We start from the raw sequence: 19,013 nt of genomic DNA, 5'->3' as shown, positions 1-19,013 counted from the left end.
GCCATGAACCATTTACGTTGCCCGCATCAGCACCGATGGCAAAAAGCTCTCCAACGCACGACTCAGCGCGTGGGAAGGCTACCGTATTACCGCACCAGCGGTCGCGTGGTGCGCGCAACGGGCATGGTGATCGAAGTAGTCGGGTTACGTGTGGCGGTTGGGAGCGCCTGCCAAATCGAACTTCCGGGCGCCGATGGCCGCCTGAACGACAGTGATAAGCATGCCGAAGCCGAAGTCGTTGGCTTCTCGGGCGATAAGCTTTACCTGATGCCGCTGGAAGAAATTTCTGGCTTGATGCCAGGCGCACGGGTGACGCCCTTGGTCGATGGCAACGGGCATAGTGCTCGTCGCTTCCCAGTCGGCGACGAACTGCTGGGGCGCGTACTCGATGGTAACGGTAACCCGCTCGACGACCGTGAAAGCGTCGAAGAGGCACCCCGCACGACTCTGCAGTCTCGACCGCTCAACCCGCTGTCTCGAGCGCCCATCGAGTCACAGATCGATGTCGGCATCCGCGCCATCAACGCACTGCTTAGCGTAGGCCGAGGCCAACGCATGGGGCTATTCGCTGGCTCTGGGGTCGGTAAATCGGTACTGCTGGGTATGATGGCACGCTATACCCAAGCCGATGTGATCGTGGTTGGCTTGATCGGCGAGCGCGGCCGCGAAGTGCAGGATTTCATCGACAATATTTTGGGTCCAGAGGGCCGTCGACGCGCCGTGGTCGTCGCCGCCCCTGCCGACACGTCGCCCCTCCAACGATTGCAGGGGGCCGCTTACGCCACGCGCATTGCCGAAGGGTTCCGCGACGCTGGGCGCAACGTGTTGCTGATCATGGACTCGCTAACGCGCTATGCCATGGCTCAGCGGGAAATCGCGCTCGCCATCGGCGAACCGCCCGCCACGAAAGGGTATCCGCCATCGGTGTTCGCCAAATTGCCTGGCTTGGTCGAGCGGGCGGGAAATGCGGAGCGAGGCGGCGGCTCGATTACGGCGTTCTATACCGTACTCACCGAGGGAGATGACCAGCAGGACCCTATCGCCGATTCGGCCAGGGCGATCTTGGATGGCCATATCGTGTTATCACGCACACTGGCCGAAGCAGGCCACTACCCTGCCATCGACATAGAAGCGTCTATCAGTCGTGCGATGACTGCCATCGTGACGCAAGAACAGCAGCAGAAAGCGCGAACGTTCAAACAACTCTTTTCACGCTATCAACGCAACCGCGATTTGATCAGCGTGGGAGCCTACAGCCCTGGGCATGACCCTCGGCTAGATGAAGCCGTCAATCGCTTTCCTGATCTAGAGCGATTTCTTCAACAAAATATCGAGGAGTGTGCGCCGCTTGAGGAGTCCCGCCAAGCCCTGCACACGGTAGTGGGAGGCTAAATGAGTCATCAACAGCTCGATATGCTGACAGACCTTGCCCGCGATGCACGCGACCAAGCCGGCAAACTGCTGGCGCAAGAGCGCCAAACTCAGCAGCAAACCGAAGCGCAGCTTCAGTCGCTCAATCGCTATCGGGCGGAGTACGCCGAGCGTTTACAGCAAGCCATGCGTGACGGTATCGACCCCGCTACCATGTACAATTATCAACAGTTCTTGGCGTCACTGGATGCTGCTCTTAGCCGTGCCCGACAGGCGCTAGCGGCGCAGCAAAAGCGCGTGCAACAAAGCCAACAGCACTGGCAACAGGAGCAGCGCAAACTCTCCTCTTACGATACACTGGCCTCGCGCCGGTTATTAGAAGAGCACCGCCGACAAGCGCGTCACGAGCAGAAAGCGAGCGACGACATGGTCACTAATCGTCTGGCTCGCCAACAGTCTGACAAACCCCTTTAGCGTCGCGTCAGGAAGCCTATTCATGAATATTCAACTGTTACTTTCTGCGAGTCCTAGCCAAGGCAATGGCATGTCGGCTTCACAGGCAACCGGGGCTCAAAGCCTCTCCAGCAACGGTCTTTTCCGCCAAGCCATGCTTCAGGCGAATGAAGGACAGCCACGCCTGCCGCAAGAACTCGCTACCGGTGCGACATCCGCCTCACAGGCATCGGCTGCTCTGAAGGAGTTCGCCTCGCTATTGGAGTCACTAGGCATTGAGCTCGACCAAGAAGAGCTCGCGACGCTTCTCGCGCAGCTACACAACGCAGAGCAACCCAGCGCCGACCAGCTAGCCGCTCTGCCCGGCATGCTCAGCAGCACCGGAGAGACCTTACCATCAGTGCTTGACGAAATTTCCAGTCGTCTTGCGCTGGTCGCAGCCTTCAGTGATGCAACGACTCAATCCCGCGACGTCACGGCTGAGACCGTGTCGATTGCTGATATTGCCGAACAGTTAGCGGTCAGCCAACAAGATGCTGCCGCGTTAGTCGCTGCTTATCAGCAACTCGCTGCCGGCACAGGCTCGGCCGGTGACTCTACACTTGAGTCCCGCAACCAGCACATCGTCTCACTGCTCGCCGCCAACTCTACGGCTCATGCATCCTCGAGCAGTCAGCCTGCCACATACAGCACGCTGACGGCATCGGCTGCGCAAATGAATGCATCTCAACTTCGCGTCAGTAGTGAGGCAATGACGAGTGCCTTGGCGGTCAGCAATGGCGCTAATGACACAGCTGCGCGGCTGGGTAGCGCCAGCGAACTAGCACTCAACGTGCCTAATGTTCATGGCACTCCTGCCCCTGCTGCCGTTCCATCGGGCACCTCGCTCCCCTCCTCGATCGGTACTCACGTATCGCATCCGGCGTGGCCATCCCAGCTCGGTCAGCAACTCGTTCAATTTGCTCAGCGAGGGGGGGAGCAACACATTCAGATGAAACTGCACCCCGCCGAACTTGGCCCGCTCTCCATTTCATTGAAAATGACCGAACACGGTGCCCAGGCGCACTTCTTATCGGCTCATGCGCAGGTTCGTCAGGTATTGGAGCAGGCGATTCCGCAACTACGCGACGCGCTGGCCGAACAAGGCATTTCACTGGGTGAAACGTCAGTGGGTGAGCAAAACGCTTCCAATGAACAAGCCTTTGCCCAGCAGGGTAATGGCGGCGGCGGGCTGAGTGACGGCAACGACGTCGAAAGTAATGGGCCAACAGCCACGTTGGACAGCACGCCGGTAACCCTGGATGGACGCGTCGATCTCTATGCTTAAGTCGCCTCGGCGTTTGGCATGACCTATGTCGTCATGATCGGGTTAATTAACTAAACCAAAAGATAGGCTCCCCAAGGAAGCCTGTTCGTTTCTTCACCATCACCCGCGTTAGGCATAATGCTTGGCTAGCGTCATGCGTGAACATCATGGGAACAACAATGGCAGAATCAAGCGGCGGATCAAAAAAACTGCTTTGGGTAATGATCATTCTTGTCTTGCTCTCGTCAGCAGGTGCAGCGGCGGCGATCTACCTCGTGCTCGACCAGCGTGACGGCAGCACCGATGGAGAAACCCAACAGCAAACGGTCGCACACACGCCTCCGGTGTTTACGCAGATCGAACCCTTTACCGTCAATCTTGCGGATGACCGCTTTGGATCGCGCCTACTTTACGCGGGTATTACCCTGCGTGTGGGTAACGAACAAAGTAAAGCACTCATCGAAGAGCACATGCCGCAAGTTCGCAGCCGTCTGCTCATTCTGCTCTCAGGCAAGCAAGCCAACCAGCTGACCTCGACAGAAGGCAAAGAGACGCTCGCCCAAGAAATCATTAACCGCTTGAGCGTTCCACTGACGGAAAACCAGCCCCCGCTAGACCTTCGGGAAGTGCTGTTTACCGAATTCATTGTGCAATAACCTAGGGAACGGAGCCGTTCATGTCGCAGGACGATCTACTGTCCCAGGAAGAGATCGATGCCTTACTCAAAGGCGTCAGCGGAGATGACGAGCCCTCGGTAGCGTCTTCTCAAACGCAGGATGAATCGCGTATACGTCCTTATGACCCGTCGACACAGCACCGGGTCATTCGTGAACGTCTTCACGCGCTCGATTTTATCAACGAGCGTTTTGCGCGTTATTTCCGCAACGGCTTGTTCAACCTGATTCGGCGCAGCTCAGACATCACGGTAGAGTCTGTTAGCTATCAGAGCTTCAGCAACTTTTCACGCAACGTACCGGTACCCACCAACCTCAATATCGTATCGATGAAACCGCTGCGAGGCTCTGGACTGGTGGTTTTCCCACCGAATTTGGTTTTCATGGTGGTGGACAACCTATTTGGGGGCGACGGACGTTTCGTCACCAAGTCGGATGGGCGTGAGTTCACCAACACCGAGCAGCGCATTATTCAGCGATTATTGAATCTGGCGATCGATGCGTATCAAGAAGCCTGGAAAGTGGTATACCCCATCGATGTCCACTTTTTACGCTCAGAAGTGCAGTCGAAGTTTGCCAACATCACTAACTCTCCCAACGAGATCGTGGTGAATACCAAATTCAACATCGAAGTTGGCAACCTCTCGAGCAGTTTTCAAATCTGTATGCCCTACGCCATGATCGAGCCGCTGCGTGACCTGTTGGTGAACCCGATCAACGATAGTAATCATGACAGTGACGGCTCCTGGTCACGTCGTATGGCAAGCGAACTCCGCCAATCGGAAGTAGAGCTGGTGGCCGAGTTTGCACAAATTCCCAGCCGTATTGCGCAGGTCATGGGACTGAAAAAAGGGGATGTCTTGCCGGTGGATATCCCTAACACGATTACCGCACGTGTCGATGGGGTTCCCGTCATGGAGTGCGAGTACGGTAGCCAGCGCCAGCAACGCGCGTTACGGGTACTGCGCATGATCGACCATGCTGCTATGAATAACGTATCGTCCAAGGACTTTATTAAAGGTTCAACGCGACAGAAAGCCAAGGAATCCAAAGCATGACTGATCCTAATAAACCCGATCAAAAAGTCTCTGATGACGATTGGGCGGAAGCCATGTCTGAGCAAGAAGAGCCGTCGTCTGACGCGGATGCCGCCAGCGAAGACGAGGACCCCTGGGCAGCTGCCATGGCTGAGCAGGAAGCAGCCGAGCAGTCTCATGCAGAGGATGAGCCCGCCCCAGAGGCGCCTCAAGCCAAGTCTGCAAGCGAAGAGGTGTTTCGCCCACTGAGCGGTGAGCAAGGAAATGCCCCCTCCCGTGATCTAGAGATGATCATGGACATTCCGGTCAAGCTGACCGTAGAACTCGGCCGCACGAAGCTCACGATCAAACAGCTCCTGGAGCTGGCGCAAGGCTCCGTTATCGAGCTAGAGGGCCTTGCTGGGGAGCCCATGGATATCCTGATCAACGGCTATTTGATTGCCCAGGGCGAAGTGGTCGTCATCGAAGATAAGTACGGTATCCGTATTACGGAAATTATCACGCCGTCCGAACGGATTCATAAACTCAACCGATGAGCGTGGCGACTTCCAGCGCTCAGCCCTCGGTCGATGCGCTAAGCGGCGGTGACGCCCTGGTGGGCATGGCCGCGTTGGGTAAAACGGCCGCGGCGCTCGCACTCGTCATAGCGATCATTTTGGTCTGTACGTCGCTGCTCAAGCGCTGGCAACAACACCGGTTCGACCAGGGGGCGCGGCTTCGGATCGTCGGAACCACTGCCGTTGGCAATCGTGAGCGCGTGGTGGTCGTCGAAGTAGAAGATACGTGGCTAGTGTTGGGGGTCAGTAGTGGCCGTATCAGCAAACTGCATGAGCGGCCCGCTCCACTAGACCGCCCCCCGACGCCTGAATCGCCGCCCTCTCGTTTCTCGCAGCGCCTAGCCAATGCGCTGGCCAAGAATCGTGGTAAAAGCGCCTCACCCTCTTCAGACTCTCAGCACTCATCATGACTCACGTTTCGCCCGTTGCTTGGCCCTTTCTACGTCGCTGGTGGCTGTTGGCGCTGTTTCTGGTTGGCAGCCTGATAGCCTTACCCGCCGCCGCTCAGCAGCTACCCGGCCTTGTATCACAGCCAATGGAAGATGGCGGCCAGCAGTGGTCGCTCTCGCTACAAACGCTGCTATTTTTAAGCTCGCTGGCCTTTTTACCTGCGATGCTGTTGATGATGACCAGCTTCACACGCATCATCATCGTATTGAGCTTGCTGCGCACCGCCATGGGAACGCAGGCAACGCCGCCCAATCAGGTACTACTGGGCATTGCGCTGTTTCTGACGTTTTTCATTATGTCGCCCGTCTTGAGTCAGGTCTACGATACCGCCTGGGTGCCTTTGACGGACGAAGTGATCAATTTCGAAGAGTTCTTACTGCGTGCTCAACTCCCCTTTCGTGAGTTCATGTTGGCACAGACGCGGGAACCCGACCTCGCTCTCTTCGTTCGTCTGGCCGATGTCGGTCCGCTGCAAGGCCCCGAGGAGCTCCCCATGCGGGTGCTGCTTCCCGCTTTTGTCACCAGCGAACTCAAGACAGCCTTTCAAATCGGCTTCACCATCTTCATTCCATTCTTGATCATTGATTTAGTGGTGGCGAGCACCTTGATGGCACTAGGGATGATGATGGTGCCTCCTGTGACCATCTCACTGCCTTTCAAGCTCATGCTCTTCGTACTAGTCGATGGCTGGCAGCTCATCATTGGCTCGCTGGCTGAAAGTTTTTATATGATTTAACGTCGCATGCGCGGCAAGGAGCCTCTATCCATGACACCTGAAATGGTGATGAGCGTTGCTTATCAAGGCATGCGCGTAACGCTTTTTTTGGCGGGACCCATGCTGTTGGCGGCCCTCTTTACAGGTCTGATTATCAGCCTGTTTCAGGCGGCCACTCAGATCAATGAAATGACGCTTACCTTCATTCCAAAGATTCTGGCCGTTTTTGCCGTTCTAGTACTAGCAGGCCCTTGGCTCATCGGTTTGATTACCGACTTTACAACGCGCCTATTCACCAATATTCCCGCCATGGTGATGTAACCATGGTCGACGTCACCTTTGCGCAGCTACAGGGGTGGCTAGTCGCTTTCTTTTGGCCTTTCGTACGCATTACAGCGTTTATGACGGCGACGCCTCTCTGGGGCCACTCTAGCATCCCAACGCCAGCGAAAGTGTCTCTGGCAGCGGTCATTGCCGTCGTCATTACTCCTGTTTTGCCTCCCATGCCAAACGTCCCGCTCATGTCTTGGGCGGGGCTTGGCATCATCGTCGAACAAATGCTGATCGGTATCGCGATTGGACTCGTGATGCATATCGTCTTCGCGGTCGTTCAGGCCGCCGGTGAGTTCATCGGCTTACAGATGGGCTTGGCCTTTGCGAGCTTTTTCGACATGTCGAGCGGCACGAACATCATGGTGCTCTCACGCATTCTCTACATGGTCACGCTACTGATGTTTCTCGCGTTTAACGGCCATTTGATGGTGTTGGAGGCGTTGGTGATGAGCTTTCAAACGCTGCCTATCGGGATCGGCACCTTGAACCCGAATGCCTTCGAATTACTGGCGCGGTATGCAGGAACGATTTTTGCCTCCGGCATGCTGCTGGCTCTTCCTCTGGTGGCATCGCTGCTGATCATTAGCCTATCGCTAGGCATCCTCAACCGCTCAGCGCCACAGCTGACCGTCTTCAATATTGGCTTTCCCACGTCGTTGACCGTTGGCATTGTGCTGCTCATGGTGTTGATGAGCGATATCGGCCGCTTTCTCCAACAGCTGTTTAGCCAAGGGGTCAATTTTACCCAGAGCCTCATCGAGACCATGGCCCCCTTGAACTAAAAAGCCTCAGCATCCTGGCTGAGGCTTTCAGTAGACGTTAGGCGCTGAGACGCTACATGAAGTCGAACAACGACATGCCTTTGATATCCACGAACGCTTTTTGAGCCGCCTGCAGGCCTACTTGACGCAGGCTATACTCCGAAATCGCATCGGCATAGTCGAGATCGACCAGATCCGATAGCGTCTGCTCATAGTTGAGCATACGGTTATTGCCTACCGCATCGATGACATCCAGCTCATTGAGCCTTGCGCCAGCAGAAGCGCGTACCGTCAACACATTGTCTAGTGAATTATCTAATTCACGCATGGACGTATTCAGCGTATTGCGAAGGGCAGCCTTTTGCGTATCGTTCTCTGCTGGGGTCTCTAGCACACGAATCGCTGCTTCCATGGTGCGGAACAGGTCAGCGGGAAGCTGGTCGCTGCCAGGCCGCGCTACCGAGATCTCATCACCGACCTGAGGAGCTCCTTTCAAGGTCAAACTGACGCCACCAAAACTTATTTGCTCGCCGGCAGGGTCATAAGCTTGGTCTTCAAGGCCCGCTACTGGCTGCCAAGCAGCACCATCAAACTGCTCAACGGTATAAGTGGGGTTACCAGCCCCATCATCGTCGAAAAGGACGCGAAAGCTTTCACCATAATTCGGGTCGTTGACGCTGGTCACTTGAGGTCCACTAAACGTCACGCTTCCCTGATTGGCTACGTCAGCGTTTGCGATGTAGCCTGCTCCGCTAGGCACACCTTGGAAAATCGTTGCTCCATTTTCTGTGACAGGCATGAGGCGAGACGAGTCGACACGCTGAGAACGCGCGTTAACATCACCATTGTATTCAATACTGCCTGTCGCAGATTTAACGAAAGGCGGCGCGTTATCTTTATAACCACCAAAAATATAGCGGCCGTTACCATCGGTGGCATTCGCCTGCCCAATCATCGTCTCGTAAACGCCTTTCAACTCACTGGCGATGGACTCCCGATCGACATCACTCAAGGTATCACTGGATGCTTGGATCAATAGTGTTTTGGCACTGGTCACCGCATCACTAATACTATTCAGAATACTTTCTGTCTGTGCCAGTGAATTACGTGCCGATACCCGAGCATCTTCATACTGCTGTGTGATGGCTTTCGACTGGTCCACCCCTACCGCACGTGATGCCGCTTGCGGATCATCGGACGGGTTGACGACCCGGCGGCCGCTGGCAATTTGCTGACCAATCTTTAGAAAGTCATTTTGCTGACGGTTAATGGAAGCCGTACTCTGCTCATACATAGTGACCGTACTGACACGCATCGCCTAAGCTCCTATTAGTTCCGCAGATTCAAAATGGTATCCATGATCGTACCTGCCGTATCGATCACGCGGGCATTCGCTTGATAAAATTGCTGGTATCGAATCAGGTTAGCCGCTTCTTCATCCAAGTTAACGCCTGACTCGGACTGCTGTACGGCCCGGAGCTGATCCGTTAGCCCCTGACGCGCATCCAGGTTGACTTGGGTAATGTTGGTGCGATTCCCCACGTCACTAACGAGCGCACCATAGGCACCGCTGACCGAGGCACTCCCCCCTACGATGTTTTTACTTTGAAGATCTTGGAGCAGCAAGGCGTTGCTATTATCGCCTGCGCCTGCAGCGATCCAATCGGCCGGATCATCGTTGGGATTGATGGGCAAACCCGCCGCAATTTTATCGGCATCGATGAGATTGACTTCCATCCCATTGGCCGCTCGACGCACGGGTTGAACCTCGAACTGGTCCCCATTGGCCGGTGTATTGCTGAACGTCATGGAGATGCCGCCAAACGACAGCGTATTGTTGGCAGCGTCCCACCCTGTCCCGATATCGACGTTTGCACCGCTATCGTTACGCGTCACTGTAGGAGTGCCGCCAGCAAAACTGACGGTGTAATCTGTTGCACGAAGTTGAGCGATGTTGTCTGTGTCAAACGCGATTGCATCGATCGTGACGGCACTATTGCCCTCATAACTGTAGGCCTGGGGTGTCCTGACATTAAAGAAGTCATCGCCCTGAACGCCGTCCAAGTCAACGCCCTGTTTATGCTGTTCGTTAAACGCCACGGATAACGACACGGCGAGCTGTCCGACTTGGTTCTGAGTTTTATCGAGCGTCTCAGAACGGAAGGTCATCAAGCCACCTAACGCGCCTCCTTTGACCGTAGACTCGTCCAACTGAATCAGGTTACCGCCTCCATCACGATATCCCACGATCGTCCGCTGTGGATCGTAGTCGGCCTGCACGGGTTCTAATTTGAACGAGCTAGTTCCCGTGACGAGCGGCTGACCGTTGGGCAAGCTAATGTTGTACGTCTTGCCATCCTGCACGTTGAGCCGCAAATCCATGCGCTCGTTGAGCTGAGAAACCAAAAAATCTCGCTGATTCAGCAAGCTGTTCGGAGCTTCACCAGTTCGTGCGCGTGCCAGCGAAATCTCTTTGTTAAGGCCGGCAATCTGCTCCACCGTATTGTTGACTTGAGTGATTTCGTCTTTGATCTGGTTATTGATATTGCTCTGCATGTCCTGCAAATAACCATCGAACGAACGAAACTGTGCGCTCAGCGTGTTTGCCGTTCCCAGCACCCCTTGGCGTGCTGCTGGGTCAGAGGGCGAGCTTGCCAAGTCTTCCAAAGACGAGAAAAACGTCTGCATGAGCGGGGAAAGACCTGCGTCTCGATCGGCCAACAAGTTATCAATTTGTGAGACTTGGTTGTAATACGTTTCTAAAGCGCTGGACTGCGTCTTAGCATTATTGAGCTGATTGGCCACGTAAGTATTGAACTGGCGCTCGATATCATCGACACGTACGCCGCCCCCTACACGTCCCTCACCGAGCTGGGTAAGCTCGCGATTATAACTGGGCGTATAGACGTTACTAATGTTGTTGCTTGTCGTATTGAGGGCATTCTGCGCCGCATTGAGGCCGCTTAAGCCGATCGAAAACATGCTCATGGTTCAATTCCTTAGGCCGGTATCTATTTATCGGCAATGCGCAGGCAAACTTGAGGCATCGCTAGCGAGAATCCGCCAGCAAACTCTCCGCTGTATTTAAGGGCCCCATCGTGTTCATGACCGAGACCAGCTTGTCGGCGTAACGCGGGTCGGTCGCATAGCCGCCGCGCTGCAACTCACGGGCAGCCTGCTCCGCATTGGCCGCTTGTAGAACACCGGCATAGCGAGGGTTGTTGCCAATCAAATTGGCATAATCGGTAAAGGCATGCTCGAACGAGTCATAGACACGAAACGTATCGACGACCTGCGTACGGCGACCGTTCACGTACTCATGGGTCACGATGTCGGTGGTCTTGCCCTGCCAATGGCTACCGGCTTTGATACCAAATACGTTGTAGCTGTTATGCCCCTGCCGAGTGGCTATTTCGTGACGCCCCCAGCCCGTCTCCAGGGCTGCCTGCGCTAAAATGAGTTCAGCAGGTACCCCCGTGGCAGCACTCGCCGCCTGGGCAGGCGTGGCCAGCGTGTTTAAGAAACGCTCGACATGGTCATGGGAAGACGTCACCGGACGCCGGGGCTCCGCCAACATGGCGGGTGCGCTGCTGGATTCCAATTGCTGGACGGCGTCCAGCTCGTCATAAAAACGGCCGCTACCCGTCGTATTGGCAGGCGCCTGAGCACTGTTCGGCTGTAGTGGATTGTCTAGCACGCGCGGCGTCCCACGAGGAATACCTGCAATCAGTGCCTGAAGTTCTTGATCAGGGTTGCTAACTTGACCAACCGCCCCTTGACGCTGTAACTGTTCCACCAATGCATCGGCCAAGCCAATGCCTCGGGAAGCCATGACCTGTGACCACTGCTGGTCGAGCATGGATTGATAGAAGGTCGTGTCGCGGCTCTCTAGCAACCCTGAGGTTGGCGTGGCATCCCGCATGCTTTTGACCATCATTTGGATAAAAAGGGCTTCAAACTGTTGCGCTGCGCCTTGCACCCCAGCCTCCGGGTCGAGGCGGGCATTGTGCTGTAGCCGCTGAAAACCGCTCATATCCAGCGCGAACTGACTGGTCATATCCCCCATACTCATTAAATGATCTCCAGCTCAGCACGCAAAGAGCCCGAAGCTCTCAATGCTTCCAGAATTGACATTAAATCTTGAGGGGTGGCGCCTAACGCATTGAGCGCGTTCACCACTTCCGCCAAGTCAGCCCCTTCGACGATCTGTAGGTACGCCTCTTGCTGTTCGATATTGATATCTGCATCCGGCACGACCACGGTGTCGCCTTGCCCCAAGGGGTTGGGTTGGCTCACGCCAAACTGGGTGTCGATCATGATCGAAAGATTGCCATGCGCGACGGCCGCACGACGTAGCGTCACCGCACTATTCATCACCACGGAACCGGTTCGTGCGTTCAGCACGACTTTAGCGGGCGCTTCGGTGGGCGTCACCTGCACGTTCTCGACTCGCGCCATGAAATTGACGCGGTCATTGGCATCCATAGGACCATCGAGGGCGATGACCCGTCCATTTCGCGCGTAGGCAACGGACTGCCCGAATTCACTGTTGATGGCAGAGACCATGCGCTGCACGGTACCAAAATCGGCGTCATTGAGCTGCAGCTCCAACACCCCGCCGTTGCCCCCCAAGTTGAGCGGCACTTCCCGCTCGACCAGGGCGCCGTTAGGAATCCTGCCTGACGCCTGCTGATTGATCTGCACACTACTGCCGCCTGCTTGTGCTCCCGCACCACCTACCAGCATGTTGCCTTGGGCAATCGCGTACGTATCACCATCGGCGCCTTTGAGCGGCGTCATGAGTAGCGTACCGCCCCGCAAACTGCTGGCGTTGGCAATCGAAGAAACGACGATGTCCAAACGCTGCCCGGGACGAGAGAACGGAGGAAGGTCTGCCGTCACCATGACGGCGGCCACATTACGCAGTTGTAGGTTGGTGCCTGGCGGCACCGTCACGCCTAACTGCGACAGCATGTTGGTCAAGCTCTGGCTAGTAAATGGCGCTTGGGTGGTCTGATCACCGCTACCGTCTAACCCCACCACCAAGCCATAGCCAACTAACTGGTTATCTCGCACGCCTGCAAAGCTCGCCAGTTCGCGCACGCGTTCAGCGTGGGCTGGCAGCATTACCAAACAAAGCGCCAACAGCGTCACGATACGCAAGGTTGCTGTTAGATATCGATACGCTTTCCACTGCATAGCCATTTCACCAGGTCTCTGTTGTCGAGCTTGTTGACACGCCTAGAACGGCGACACATTCAGGAAAAAGCGCTGCAGCCACCCCATATGCTGCGCTTCGTTGATATAGCCATCGCCCACGTACTCGATACGCGCATCGGCGACTTGAGTCGACGGCACGGTGTTTTGCGCGGTAATCGTGCGAGGATTCACGACACCCGAGAAACGAATGAACTCGGTGCCCTGATTGATCGCAATCTGCTTTTCACCGCGCACGCGCAGGTTCCCGTTATTCATGACTTCCAACACGGACACGGTAATCGTACCGGTAAACGTATTGTTGGCTTGTGAGCCGCCACCGCCTGCAAAGTCACTGGCGCCTTCGATATCGAAACCGTACTCCGCCAGCGTATCCAACACGTCGGGTAGCTGGGCCAGGTTAAGGCTTGCACTGCCCGAGCGGTTGGCATTGGATTGGGCATTCTTACTCGCGCTCACCTCTTCATCGAGCACGATGGTCAGAATATCGCCGATGGTACGGGGACGGCGGTCCTCGAACAGCGGCTGATAGCCACGACGTGCCTGGTAGATGGAGCCATTGGGTATCGGTGGCGGCCGATCGACAATGGTGATTTGCTCTTGCTCACCGACGACCGATGCCCGAGGTATCTGCGCGCACCCTGCCGTCAATAACACCAGTAGTGCCAAGCTCGCCATCACGATGCGGCGTAACTTAAAGTTTGATTTCAGCATAGCGCGACCTGTTAAGAAGCCCTGACGAACTTTGACATTAGAGCTGGCTTAGACGCGCTAGCATTTCATCGCTGGTAGAGATAGCACGACTATTGATCTCATAGGCACGCTGCGTTTGGATCATATTGACCATTTCTTCGACGACGTTCACGTTCGATGTCTCCACATATCCTTGGAACAGTCGTCCGGCACCGTTGTTACCCGGCGCATTTTGGTTTGGGGCGCCCGAGGCACCGGTTTCCAGGTAAAGATTGCCACCGATGCTTTCCAAGCCTGCTGGATTGATAAAGGAGGCAACGTTGATCTGCCCAATATCGGCATCTTGAGCGATACCAGGCTGCCGAACACTTACGGTTCCATCTTCCCCAATGGTGACCGATAACGCATTGGCGGGAATGAAGATCGCTGGCTCAATCGGGTAGCCATTGGCGGTGACCATCTGACCATTTTCGTTTAGCTGAAAACTGCCGTCACGGGTGTAGCCAATTGTGCCGTCAGGTAACAACACCTGGAAAAAGCCTTCCCCATTGATCGCAAGATCTCGGGAATTGCCCGTTTCTTCCAAGCCCCCTTGAGTGTGCAGACGCTCCGTGGCCACGGCACGCACCCCGGTGCCAATCTGCATACCAGAAGGCAGGCGGTCCTGAATGTTGTTCTGGGCACCCGGCTGACGCATGTTTTGATAAAGCAGGTCTTCAAAAACAGGCCGAGAACGCTTGAAACCATTGGTACTCACGTTCGCAAGGTTATTCGAAATGACATCGAGTTTGGTTTGCTGGGACTCGAGCCCGGTTTTAGCAGTCCACAAAGACTTGATCATACGTAGGTTCCCTTGGCTGAGTGGCTGCAATTAGCCTTGAATAGAGAGAATACTGTTGGCTCGCTGAGCATTTTCATCCGCCGAGCTGAGCATTTTCATTTGCATGTCGTAACGGCGCGCTACGTCGATCATCGACACCATGGCATCGACGGCACTCACGTTACTGCCCTCCAGCGCACCGCTAACCAACCGTGCATCTTCGTCAGCTTGAAGCACACCAGGCGCCCCATCTGCACCAGGGGGCGCTCTGAACAAACCATCATCCCCGCGCTCCAGACCCAGCTCATCTGGCGTCACGAGCTTGATACGACCAACATCCACCATTGCCGCGGGACCTTCTCCCTGAGGAATCGCACTAATCGTGCCGTCGGCACCTAGAGAGATTTGCGCCCCCTGTGGCACCGCAATGGGGCCAGCGTCACCCATGACGGGACGGCCGACACTCAACAGCACACCATCGCTGTCGAGCTGCAAGTCACCACGTCGGGTATAGGTTTCGGTCCCATCGTCTGCTAACACCGCCATCCAAGCATTCCCCTGCATGGCCACGTCCAACGTACGCCCAGTACGCTCGATGGGGCCTTGCGAGAAATCGGTTCCCGGCGTCGTGGCAACGGCAGATACCCGGGTAGGCAATGCACCATCGCCTTGCACGGGCACAGAGCGCACGGCCTGAAGCTGAGCGCGGAACCCAGCGGTCGACACATTCGATAGGTTATTACTCACTACCGACTGCTGATCCATCGTGTGTTTTGCGCCACTCATGGCGGTATAAAGCATGCGATCCAAGACGTTTACTCCTTACCCGTTCGCCCAGTCATTAAATGTTAATGATGGTTTGCAGCAGCTCGTCCTGGGTGCTAATGGTCTGGGAGTTTGCTTGGTACGCACGCTGAGCCACGATCATATCGACCAATTCACGCGCCATATCAACGTTGGATGTTTCGATCGCATTTGGTTGGATCAAACCACGCAAACCAGCCCCTGGGGCACCTAGAAGTTCCTGGCCTGAGGTGCCGGTAGCGGCCCATAGGTTATCCCCTTCAGGACGCAGGCCCTCAGGATTACGGAACGTCACCAGTGTCACTTGCCCCGCGGCACGCGACTCCTCATTGGAGTAGTTACGCATGATGGTGCCATCTTCCTCAATGGTGATACCCACGAGAGCACCTGCGGTATAGCCGTCTTGAATAGTGTCATTGACCGTGGACTCACTGGCAAACTGTGTCGTTCCCTCGAAACTCAGCTCAATATCCAAAGCCGCTAACGGATTGCCTGCCCCGAACTCATTATTATTGAACGTGGCATTATTGGTGTTCTCCGCCTGCAGAGTACCGTTTTGGGTAAAGGTGAGATTACCTAACGCGACGTCGTAGGTGCCGCCATCAGCAGGCCCACCCGAGAGGCGACCATTCACGTTCCACTGGTTAGCCGCTGTCTTTGTAAAGTAGAGGGTTAAGTTACGTGCGTTACCTTGCGAATCAAAGACAGTCGCGTTAGTGGAGTAATTGTAGGTATTCGCATTATCGGCGTTAAACGCAGCAGCAATGACTGGCTGTCCAGAGTTCAAGTTCAACGAGACACCTAACTCTGTCGTAGCGTTTGCAGGTAAGTCACCCGGCGGAATTTCCATCGGGACGACATTACCCCCTTCTTGTACGTTACCTTCGGCATCGGCAGGGTAACCCATAATCTGCGCGCCTTGAGCATTCACAAGACGGCCATCAGCGGTCATGGTTAACTGGCCGTTACGAGAATACCCGATCTCGCCATTCGGCTGCTGATAGCGAAAGAAGCCTTCACCTGCAATGGCTAAGTCCATGTTACGGCTGGTGGATTCGATGTTACCCTGGCTGAAATTCTGCAATACAGCAGATGTTCGCACCCCCAAACCAACGCGCGAGTTTGCAAATACATCCGCAAACTGAATATTGGAGCTTTTAAAGCCAACAGTCTGCGAGTTAGCGATGTTGTTACCCACCACGCCTAGTTTTTGCTGCTGAGCGTTCAAACCACTGAGTGCTTGCGTAAAACTCATGATATTCCCCTGGAAAAAGTGTCGGCTAGCGAATCATCAAAGAATTTGTTTGATTTGATCGAGTGTCACTTGGCCATAGATCGCGCCAAGGTCAAGGCGTACATCACTGCCCCCCGCTCCAGGCGAAACGCCTTGAACAAGGGCATAATTCAAGGCACGTGACTCTAGCAACTCGCCCTCGGCATTGGTTGCTTTAAAATTGACCCGGTAAGCGCCTTCAGGAACCGCTTCGCCGCCATTGGTCATCCCACCCCAACTAAACGATTCTACGCCTGCAGCCACGCGGCCTAAGTTATTGGTGTAAACCACTTCCCCTGATTGGCTCGTCACGGTGACTTCAACTTTCTCGGCAGGGGTATCCAACTCGATGCCGAACGGCGTAGCGTAGGAACCATTCTCAGGATCCACGCTCACCATTACGTTATTACCAGGAACCAGCACGGCCTTATCGATCAGGCCTGCGGCCTGCAGCGTTTGTGCCGCATCCATCTGTTGGGTAATGCCATTCAAAGTAGCGTTCAGCTCTTCAATACCGCTGACGGTATTGATCTGAGCAAGCTGAGACGTCATTTCCGAATTATCCATCGGATTGAGCGGATCTTGATTCTGGAGCTGTGTAATTAGCAGGGTCATGAAGCTATCGCGCAGCTCAGCGGACTGCCGCGTGGAGAGGCCAGCGGTCGAACCACTGCTGTTGATACTATTAACGACACTCGTGTCAATATTCATTATTAGCCCTCACCGAGCGACAGCGTTTGAACCATCATTTGCTTGGTTGTGTTGAAGACTTCCACGTTGGCTTGATAAGAGCGTGACGCAGAAATCATGTTGACCATCTCATGCACCGGATCCACGTTAGGCTTAGCCACATAGCCTTCTTCATCGGCGGCGGGGTGATTCGGCATGTACTCCATACGTAGCGGAGAGTCGTCTTCCACGACTTCAGTAACCCGCACCCCACCCACGCCAAAACGATTATTCTGGGACTGGGTCTCAAACATGACCTGTTTGGAGCGATACGTCTCACCATCTGGGCCCGCAATGCTATCGGCATTCGCCATGTTGCTGGCGGTGACGTTCATTCGCTGGGCTTGGGCGCTCATGGCGGAACCGGCGATCTCAAACGCTGAAAACATCGACATAGCTTATTCTTCTCCTATTACTAGGTTATTCAGGCTGCATCGCATTTTTCAGGCCTTGAATACGACGGTTCATAATGGTGAGCGCGGCCTGATAGCGCACCGCATTGTCGGCAAACTGTGTTCGCTCGCGATCCATATCGACAGTGTTACCATCCAAACTGGGCTGGTCTGGAATCCGATACAGTAAATCTGCACTTCCTGCGCCTCGCCAAGCTGGCCCTTCACCTGCCAGATGCCGGTCTGACGTACGCGCCAACGCCAAGCCACCGCGCTGCTGCTGAGCTTGGCCACCATCGACGGCTTTCTTCAACTCGCTGGCAAAATCGATGTCTCGCGCTTTGTAGTTGGGGGTATCGGCATTGGCAATATTGGCGGCAAGTACTTGGTGTCGTTGCTGCCGCAACCCTAGCGCCTGCTGGTGAAAGTTAAAGGCAGATTCAAGCTGATCGATCATGCCGACCCTCGCTCGCTGAGAGGCAAAAAATAAATCGGAAATTGTTGATGATGAATAATAGGCGTGCGGCTTTCACCTTAAAGCATGGAACAGCTACCGTTTACACCAGCATTTCCCATGATGCGTGGGGTACTTTTGCATTACACTGCCGGGCTGATGCTTGCCATCTGTCTTTCTAAACTGAGCGATCTTCTCATGCGCTACTTGCTGCATTTTGCTGCACGCTGCTCAATAGTTCTTAACGTTTTGTTATTACTTCTTTATGTCGGCGCTCCTCAGCCCGTCTTGGCGCAAGCTACGGATCAAACGCTGCTCGACACAGTGCAGCAGTTTCTGTACCAAGAAACTCAAACACTGGGGCAGGAGGTCGTCATCGATATCGCACCACCATCGCCGCACCTGCCACCCTGCCTTCAACCCTCCCCCTTTCTCCCTAATGCAAACCAAGCGCCAATCGGTCGTGTGTCGGTGGGCGTTCGCTGCGGAGAAGACGGACGCCAAACTCGCTATCTGCAAGCCCAAGTAGATGTGATAGGTCGCTACATCGTGGCTGGCCAAGACATTGCCCGCGGCACACTCATCACATCGTCCATGCTGGCTCAGCGTGAAGGCAATCTGAGTGATCTGTCATCTCAATCGCTAACCAGTGAGGAGGATGTCGTTGGCAAAGTTGCTCAGCGTCCCATTCGCAGCGGTAGCACCTTCCAAGCACATTTCTTACAAGCTCCCAGCCTCGTTGAACGCGGCCAGCGCGTCACGGTCATAGCAGAAGGTTCTGGCTTTCGCGTCTCAAGGGAAGGAGAAGCGCTAACGGATGGCGCAGAGGGCGAGACCATTCGTGTGCGTTTTGGCCCTCGAGACATCATGAATGCGCGAGTGATTGGCCAAGGGACTTTGATGGTGGATTTTTAGCCGATCATCTAAAGTTTCTTTTTAGGAAGCCGATAAAGGATCATATAGCGCACGGCGCC

22 protein-coding genes are annotated in these 19,013 nt (G+C 55.1%); 11 read left to right on the top strand and 11 right to left on the bottom strand.

Features of this window, described 5'->3' with window-relative positions:
- Window positions 1–3: 3 nt before the first annotated feature.
- The 10 genes from fliI to fliR all read left to right on the top strand — a co-directional run bounded on the left by fliI (window position 4) and on the right by fliR (window position 7,678).
- Window positions 4–1,392, top strand: coding sequence for a flagellar protein export ATPase FliI (gene fliI, locus FRH_RS06460; RefSeq protein ID WP_139527795.1), 1,389 nt, complete (start codon window positions 4–6; stop codon window positions 1,390–1,392).
- Window positions 1,393–1,845 carry a flagellar export protein FliJ gene (fliJ, locus tag FRH_RS06455; RefSeq protein ID WP_139527794.1) on the top strand — a complete coding sequence of 151 codons (453 nt, stop codon included), beginning with the start codon at window positions 1,393–1,395 and terminating at the stop codon, window positions 1,843–1,845.
- A 22-nt stretch (window positions 1,846–1,867) separates the two neighbouring features.
- Window positions 1,868–3,151: a flagellar hook-length control protein FliK gene (locus tag FRH_RS06450; protein ID WP_281997979.1), complete on the top strand. Its 1,284-nt coding sequence runs from the start codon at window positions 1,868–1,870 to the stop codon at window positions 3,149–3,151.
- A gap of 158 nt (window positions 3,152–3,309) precedes the next feature.
- Window positions 3,310–3,786, top strand: coding sequence for a flagellar basal body-associated protein FliL (gene fliL / locus FRH_RS06445; RefSeq protein ID WP_139527792.1), 477 nt, complete (start codon window positions 3,310–3,312; stop codon window positions 3,784–3,786).
- 20 nt (window positions 3,787–3,806) lie between these two features.
- Window positions 3,807–4,862 (top strand): flagellar motor switch protein FliM, encoded by a 1,056-nt coding sequence (gene fliM / locus FRH_RS06440; RefSeq protein ID WP_139527791.1) that lies wholly within the window; start codon window positions 3,807–3,809, stop codon window positions 4,860–4,862.
- Entirely contained in the window at window positions 4,859–5,377 is a 519-nt protein-coding gene (gene fliN / locus FRH_RS06435; protein ID WP_139527790.1) for a flagellar motor switch protein FliN, read from the top strand. Before fliM ends, fliN begins: the two co-directional genes overlap by 4 nt.
- Complete coding sequence (gene fliO / locus FRH_RS06430) at window positions 5,374–5,808, top strand: flagellar biosynthetic protein FliO (protein WP_139527789.1); 435 nt, start codon at window positions 5,374–5,376, stop codon at window positions 5,806–5,808. The genes fliN and fliO overlap by 4 nt, the downstream gene beginning before the upstream one ends.
- Window positions 5,805–6,584, top strand: a complete 780-nt coding sequence (gene fliP, locus FRH_RS06425) for a flagellar type III secretion system pore protein FliP (protein ID WP_139527788.1) — start codon at window positions 5,805–5,807, stop codon at window positions 6,582–6,584. Before fliO ends, fliP begins: the two co-directional genes overlap by 4 nt.
- Before the next feature lie 30 nt (window positions 6,585–6,614).
- Entirely contained in the window at window positions 6,615–6,884 is a 270-nt protein-coding gene (gene fliQ / locus FRH_RS06420) for a flagellar biosynthesis protein FliQ (RefSeq protein WP_044629584.1), read from the top strand.
- Window positions 6,885–6,886: 2 nt separating this feature from the next.
- Entirely contained in the window at window positions 6,887–7,678 is a 792-nt protein-coding gene (fliR, locus tag FRH_RS06415) for a flagellar biosynthetic protein FliR (RefSeq protein WP_239286287.1), read from the top strand.
- Between the two features lie 52 nt (window positions 7,679–7,730).
- On the opposite strand, the gene flgL is transcribed toward fliR, so the two are convergent.
- The 11 genes from flgL to flgB all read right to left on the bottom strand — a co-directional run bounded on the left by flgL (window position 7,731) and on the right by flgB (window position 18,042).
- Window positions 7,731–8,972, bottom strand: coding sequence for a flagellar hook-associated protein FlgL (gene flgL, locus FRH_RS06410; RefSeq protein WP_153843276.1), 1,242 nt, complete (start codon window positions 8,970–8,972; stop codon window positions 7,731–7,733).
- Between the two features lie 14 nt (window positions 8,973–8,986).
- Window positions 8,987–10,645: a flagellar hook-associated protein FlgK gene (gene flgK / locus FRH_RS06405; RefSeq protein ID WP_219862336.1), complete on the bottom strand. Its 1,659-nt coding sequence runs from the start codon at window positions 10,643–10,645 to the stop codon at window positions 8,987–8,989.
- A 61-nt stretch (window positions 10,646–10,706) separates the two neighbouring features.
- Window positions 10,707–11,729 carry a flagellar assembly peptidoglycan hydrolase FlgJ gene (gene flgJ, locus FRH_RS06400; RefSeq protein ID WP_139527784.1) on the bottom strand — a complete coding sequence of 341 codons (1,023 nt, stop codon included), beginning with the start codon at window positions 11,727–11,729 and terminating at the stop codon, window positions 10,707–10,709.
- Complete coding sequence (locus FRH_RS06395; protein ID WP_139527783.1) at window positions 11,729–12,856, bottom strand: flagellar basal body P-ring protein FlgI; 1,128 nt, start codon at window positions 12,854–12,856, stop codon at window positions 11,729–11,731. Before FRH_RS06395 ends, flgJ begins: the two co-directional genes overlap by 1 nt.
- 42 nt (window positions 12,857–12,898) lie before the next feature.
- Window positions 12,899–13,588 carry a flagellar basal body L-ring protein FlgH gene (locus FRH_RS06390; RefSeq protein ID WP_139527782.1) on the bottom strand — a complete coding sequence of 230 codons (690 nt, stop codon included), beginning with the start codon at window positions 13,586–13,588 and terminating at the stop codon, window positions 12,899–12,901.
- A 37-nt stretch (window positions 13,589–13,625) separates the two neighbouring features.
- Complete coding sequence (gene flgG, locus FRH_RS06385) at window positions 13,626–14,408, bottom strand: flagellar basal-body rod protein FlgG (protein WP_139527781.1); 783 nt, start codon at window positions 14,406–14,408, stop codon at window positions 13,626–13,628.
- Window positions 14,409–14,438: 30 nt separating this feature from the next.
- Window positions 14,439–15,197 (bottom strand): flagellar basal body rod protein FlgF, encoded by a 759-nt coding sequence (locus tag FRH_RS06380; protein ID WP_139527780.1) that lies wholly within the window; start codon window positions 15,195–15,197, stop codon window positions 14,439–14,441.
- A gap of 31 nt (window positions 15,198–15,228) precedes the next feature.
- A complete protein-coding gene (gene flgE / locus FRH_RS06375; RefSeq protein WP_139527779.1) occupies window positions 15,229–16,446 on the bottom strand; it encodes a flagellar hook protein FlgE in 1,218 nt (405 codons plus the stop codon).
- A 36-nt stretch (window positions 16,447–16,482) separates the two neighbouring features.
- Window positions 16,483–17,175 (bottom strand): flagellar hook assembly protein FlgD, encoded by a 693-nt coding sequence (locus tag FRH_RS06370; protein WP_196781571.1) that lies wholly within the window; start codon window positions 17,173–17,175, stop codon window positions 16,483–16,485.
- A gap of 2 nt (window positions 17,176–17,177) precedes the next feature.
- Window positions 17,178–17,588 (bottom strand): flagellar basal body rod protein FlgC, encoded by a 411-nt coding sequence (flgC, locus tag FRH_RS06365; protein ID WP_139527777.1) that lies wholly within the window; start codon window positions 17,586–17,588, stop codon window positions 17,178–17,180.
- A gap of 25 nt (window positions 17,589–17,613) precedes the next feature.
- Window positions 17,614–18,042, bottom strand: coding sequence for a flagellar basal body rod protein FlgB (gene flgB, locus FRH_RS06360; RefSeq protein ID WP_139527772.1), 429 nt, complete (start codon window positions 18,040–18,042; stop codon window positions 17,614–17,616).
- A gap of 285 nt (window positions 18,043–18,327) precedes the next feature.
- On the opposite strand from flgB, the gene flgA reads away from it, so the two are divergent.
- Complete coding sequence (gene flgA, locus FRH_RS06355) at window positions 18,328–18,954, top strand: flagellar basal body P-ring formation chaperone FlgA (protein ID WP_239296410.1); 627 nt, start codon at window positions 18,328–18,330, stop codon at window positions 18,952–18,954.
- Window positions 18,955–19,013: the final 59 nt, after the last annotated feature.

This window comes from Halomonas sp. A020 (genome assembly GCF_027943625.1).
GTDB lineage: Bacteria > Pseudomonadota > Gammaproteobacteria > Pseudomonadales > Halomonadaceae > Vreelandella > Vreelandella piezotolerans.
Note: the sequence above shows the minus strand (reverse complement) of the source record. Positions and strands in the feature narration are given on the sequence as shown.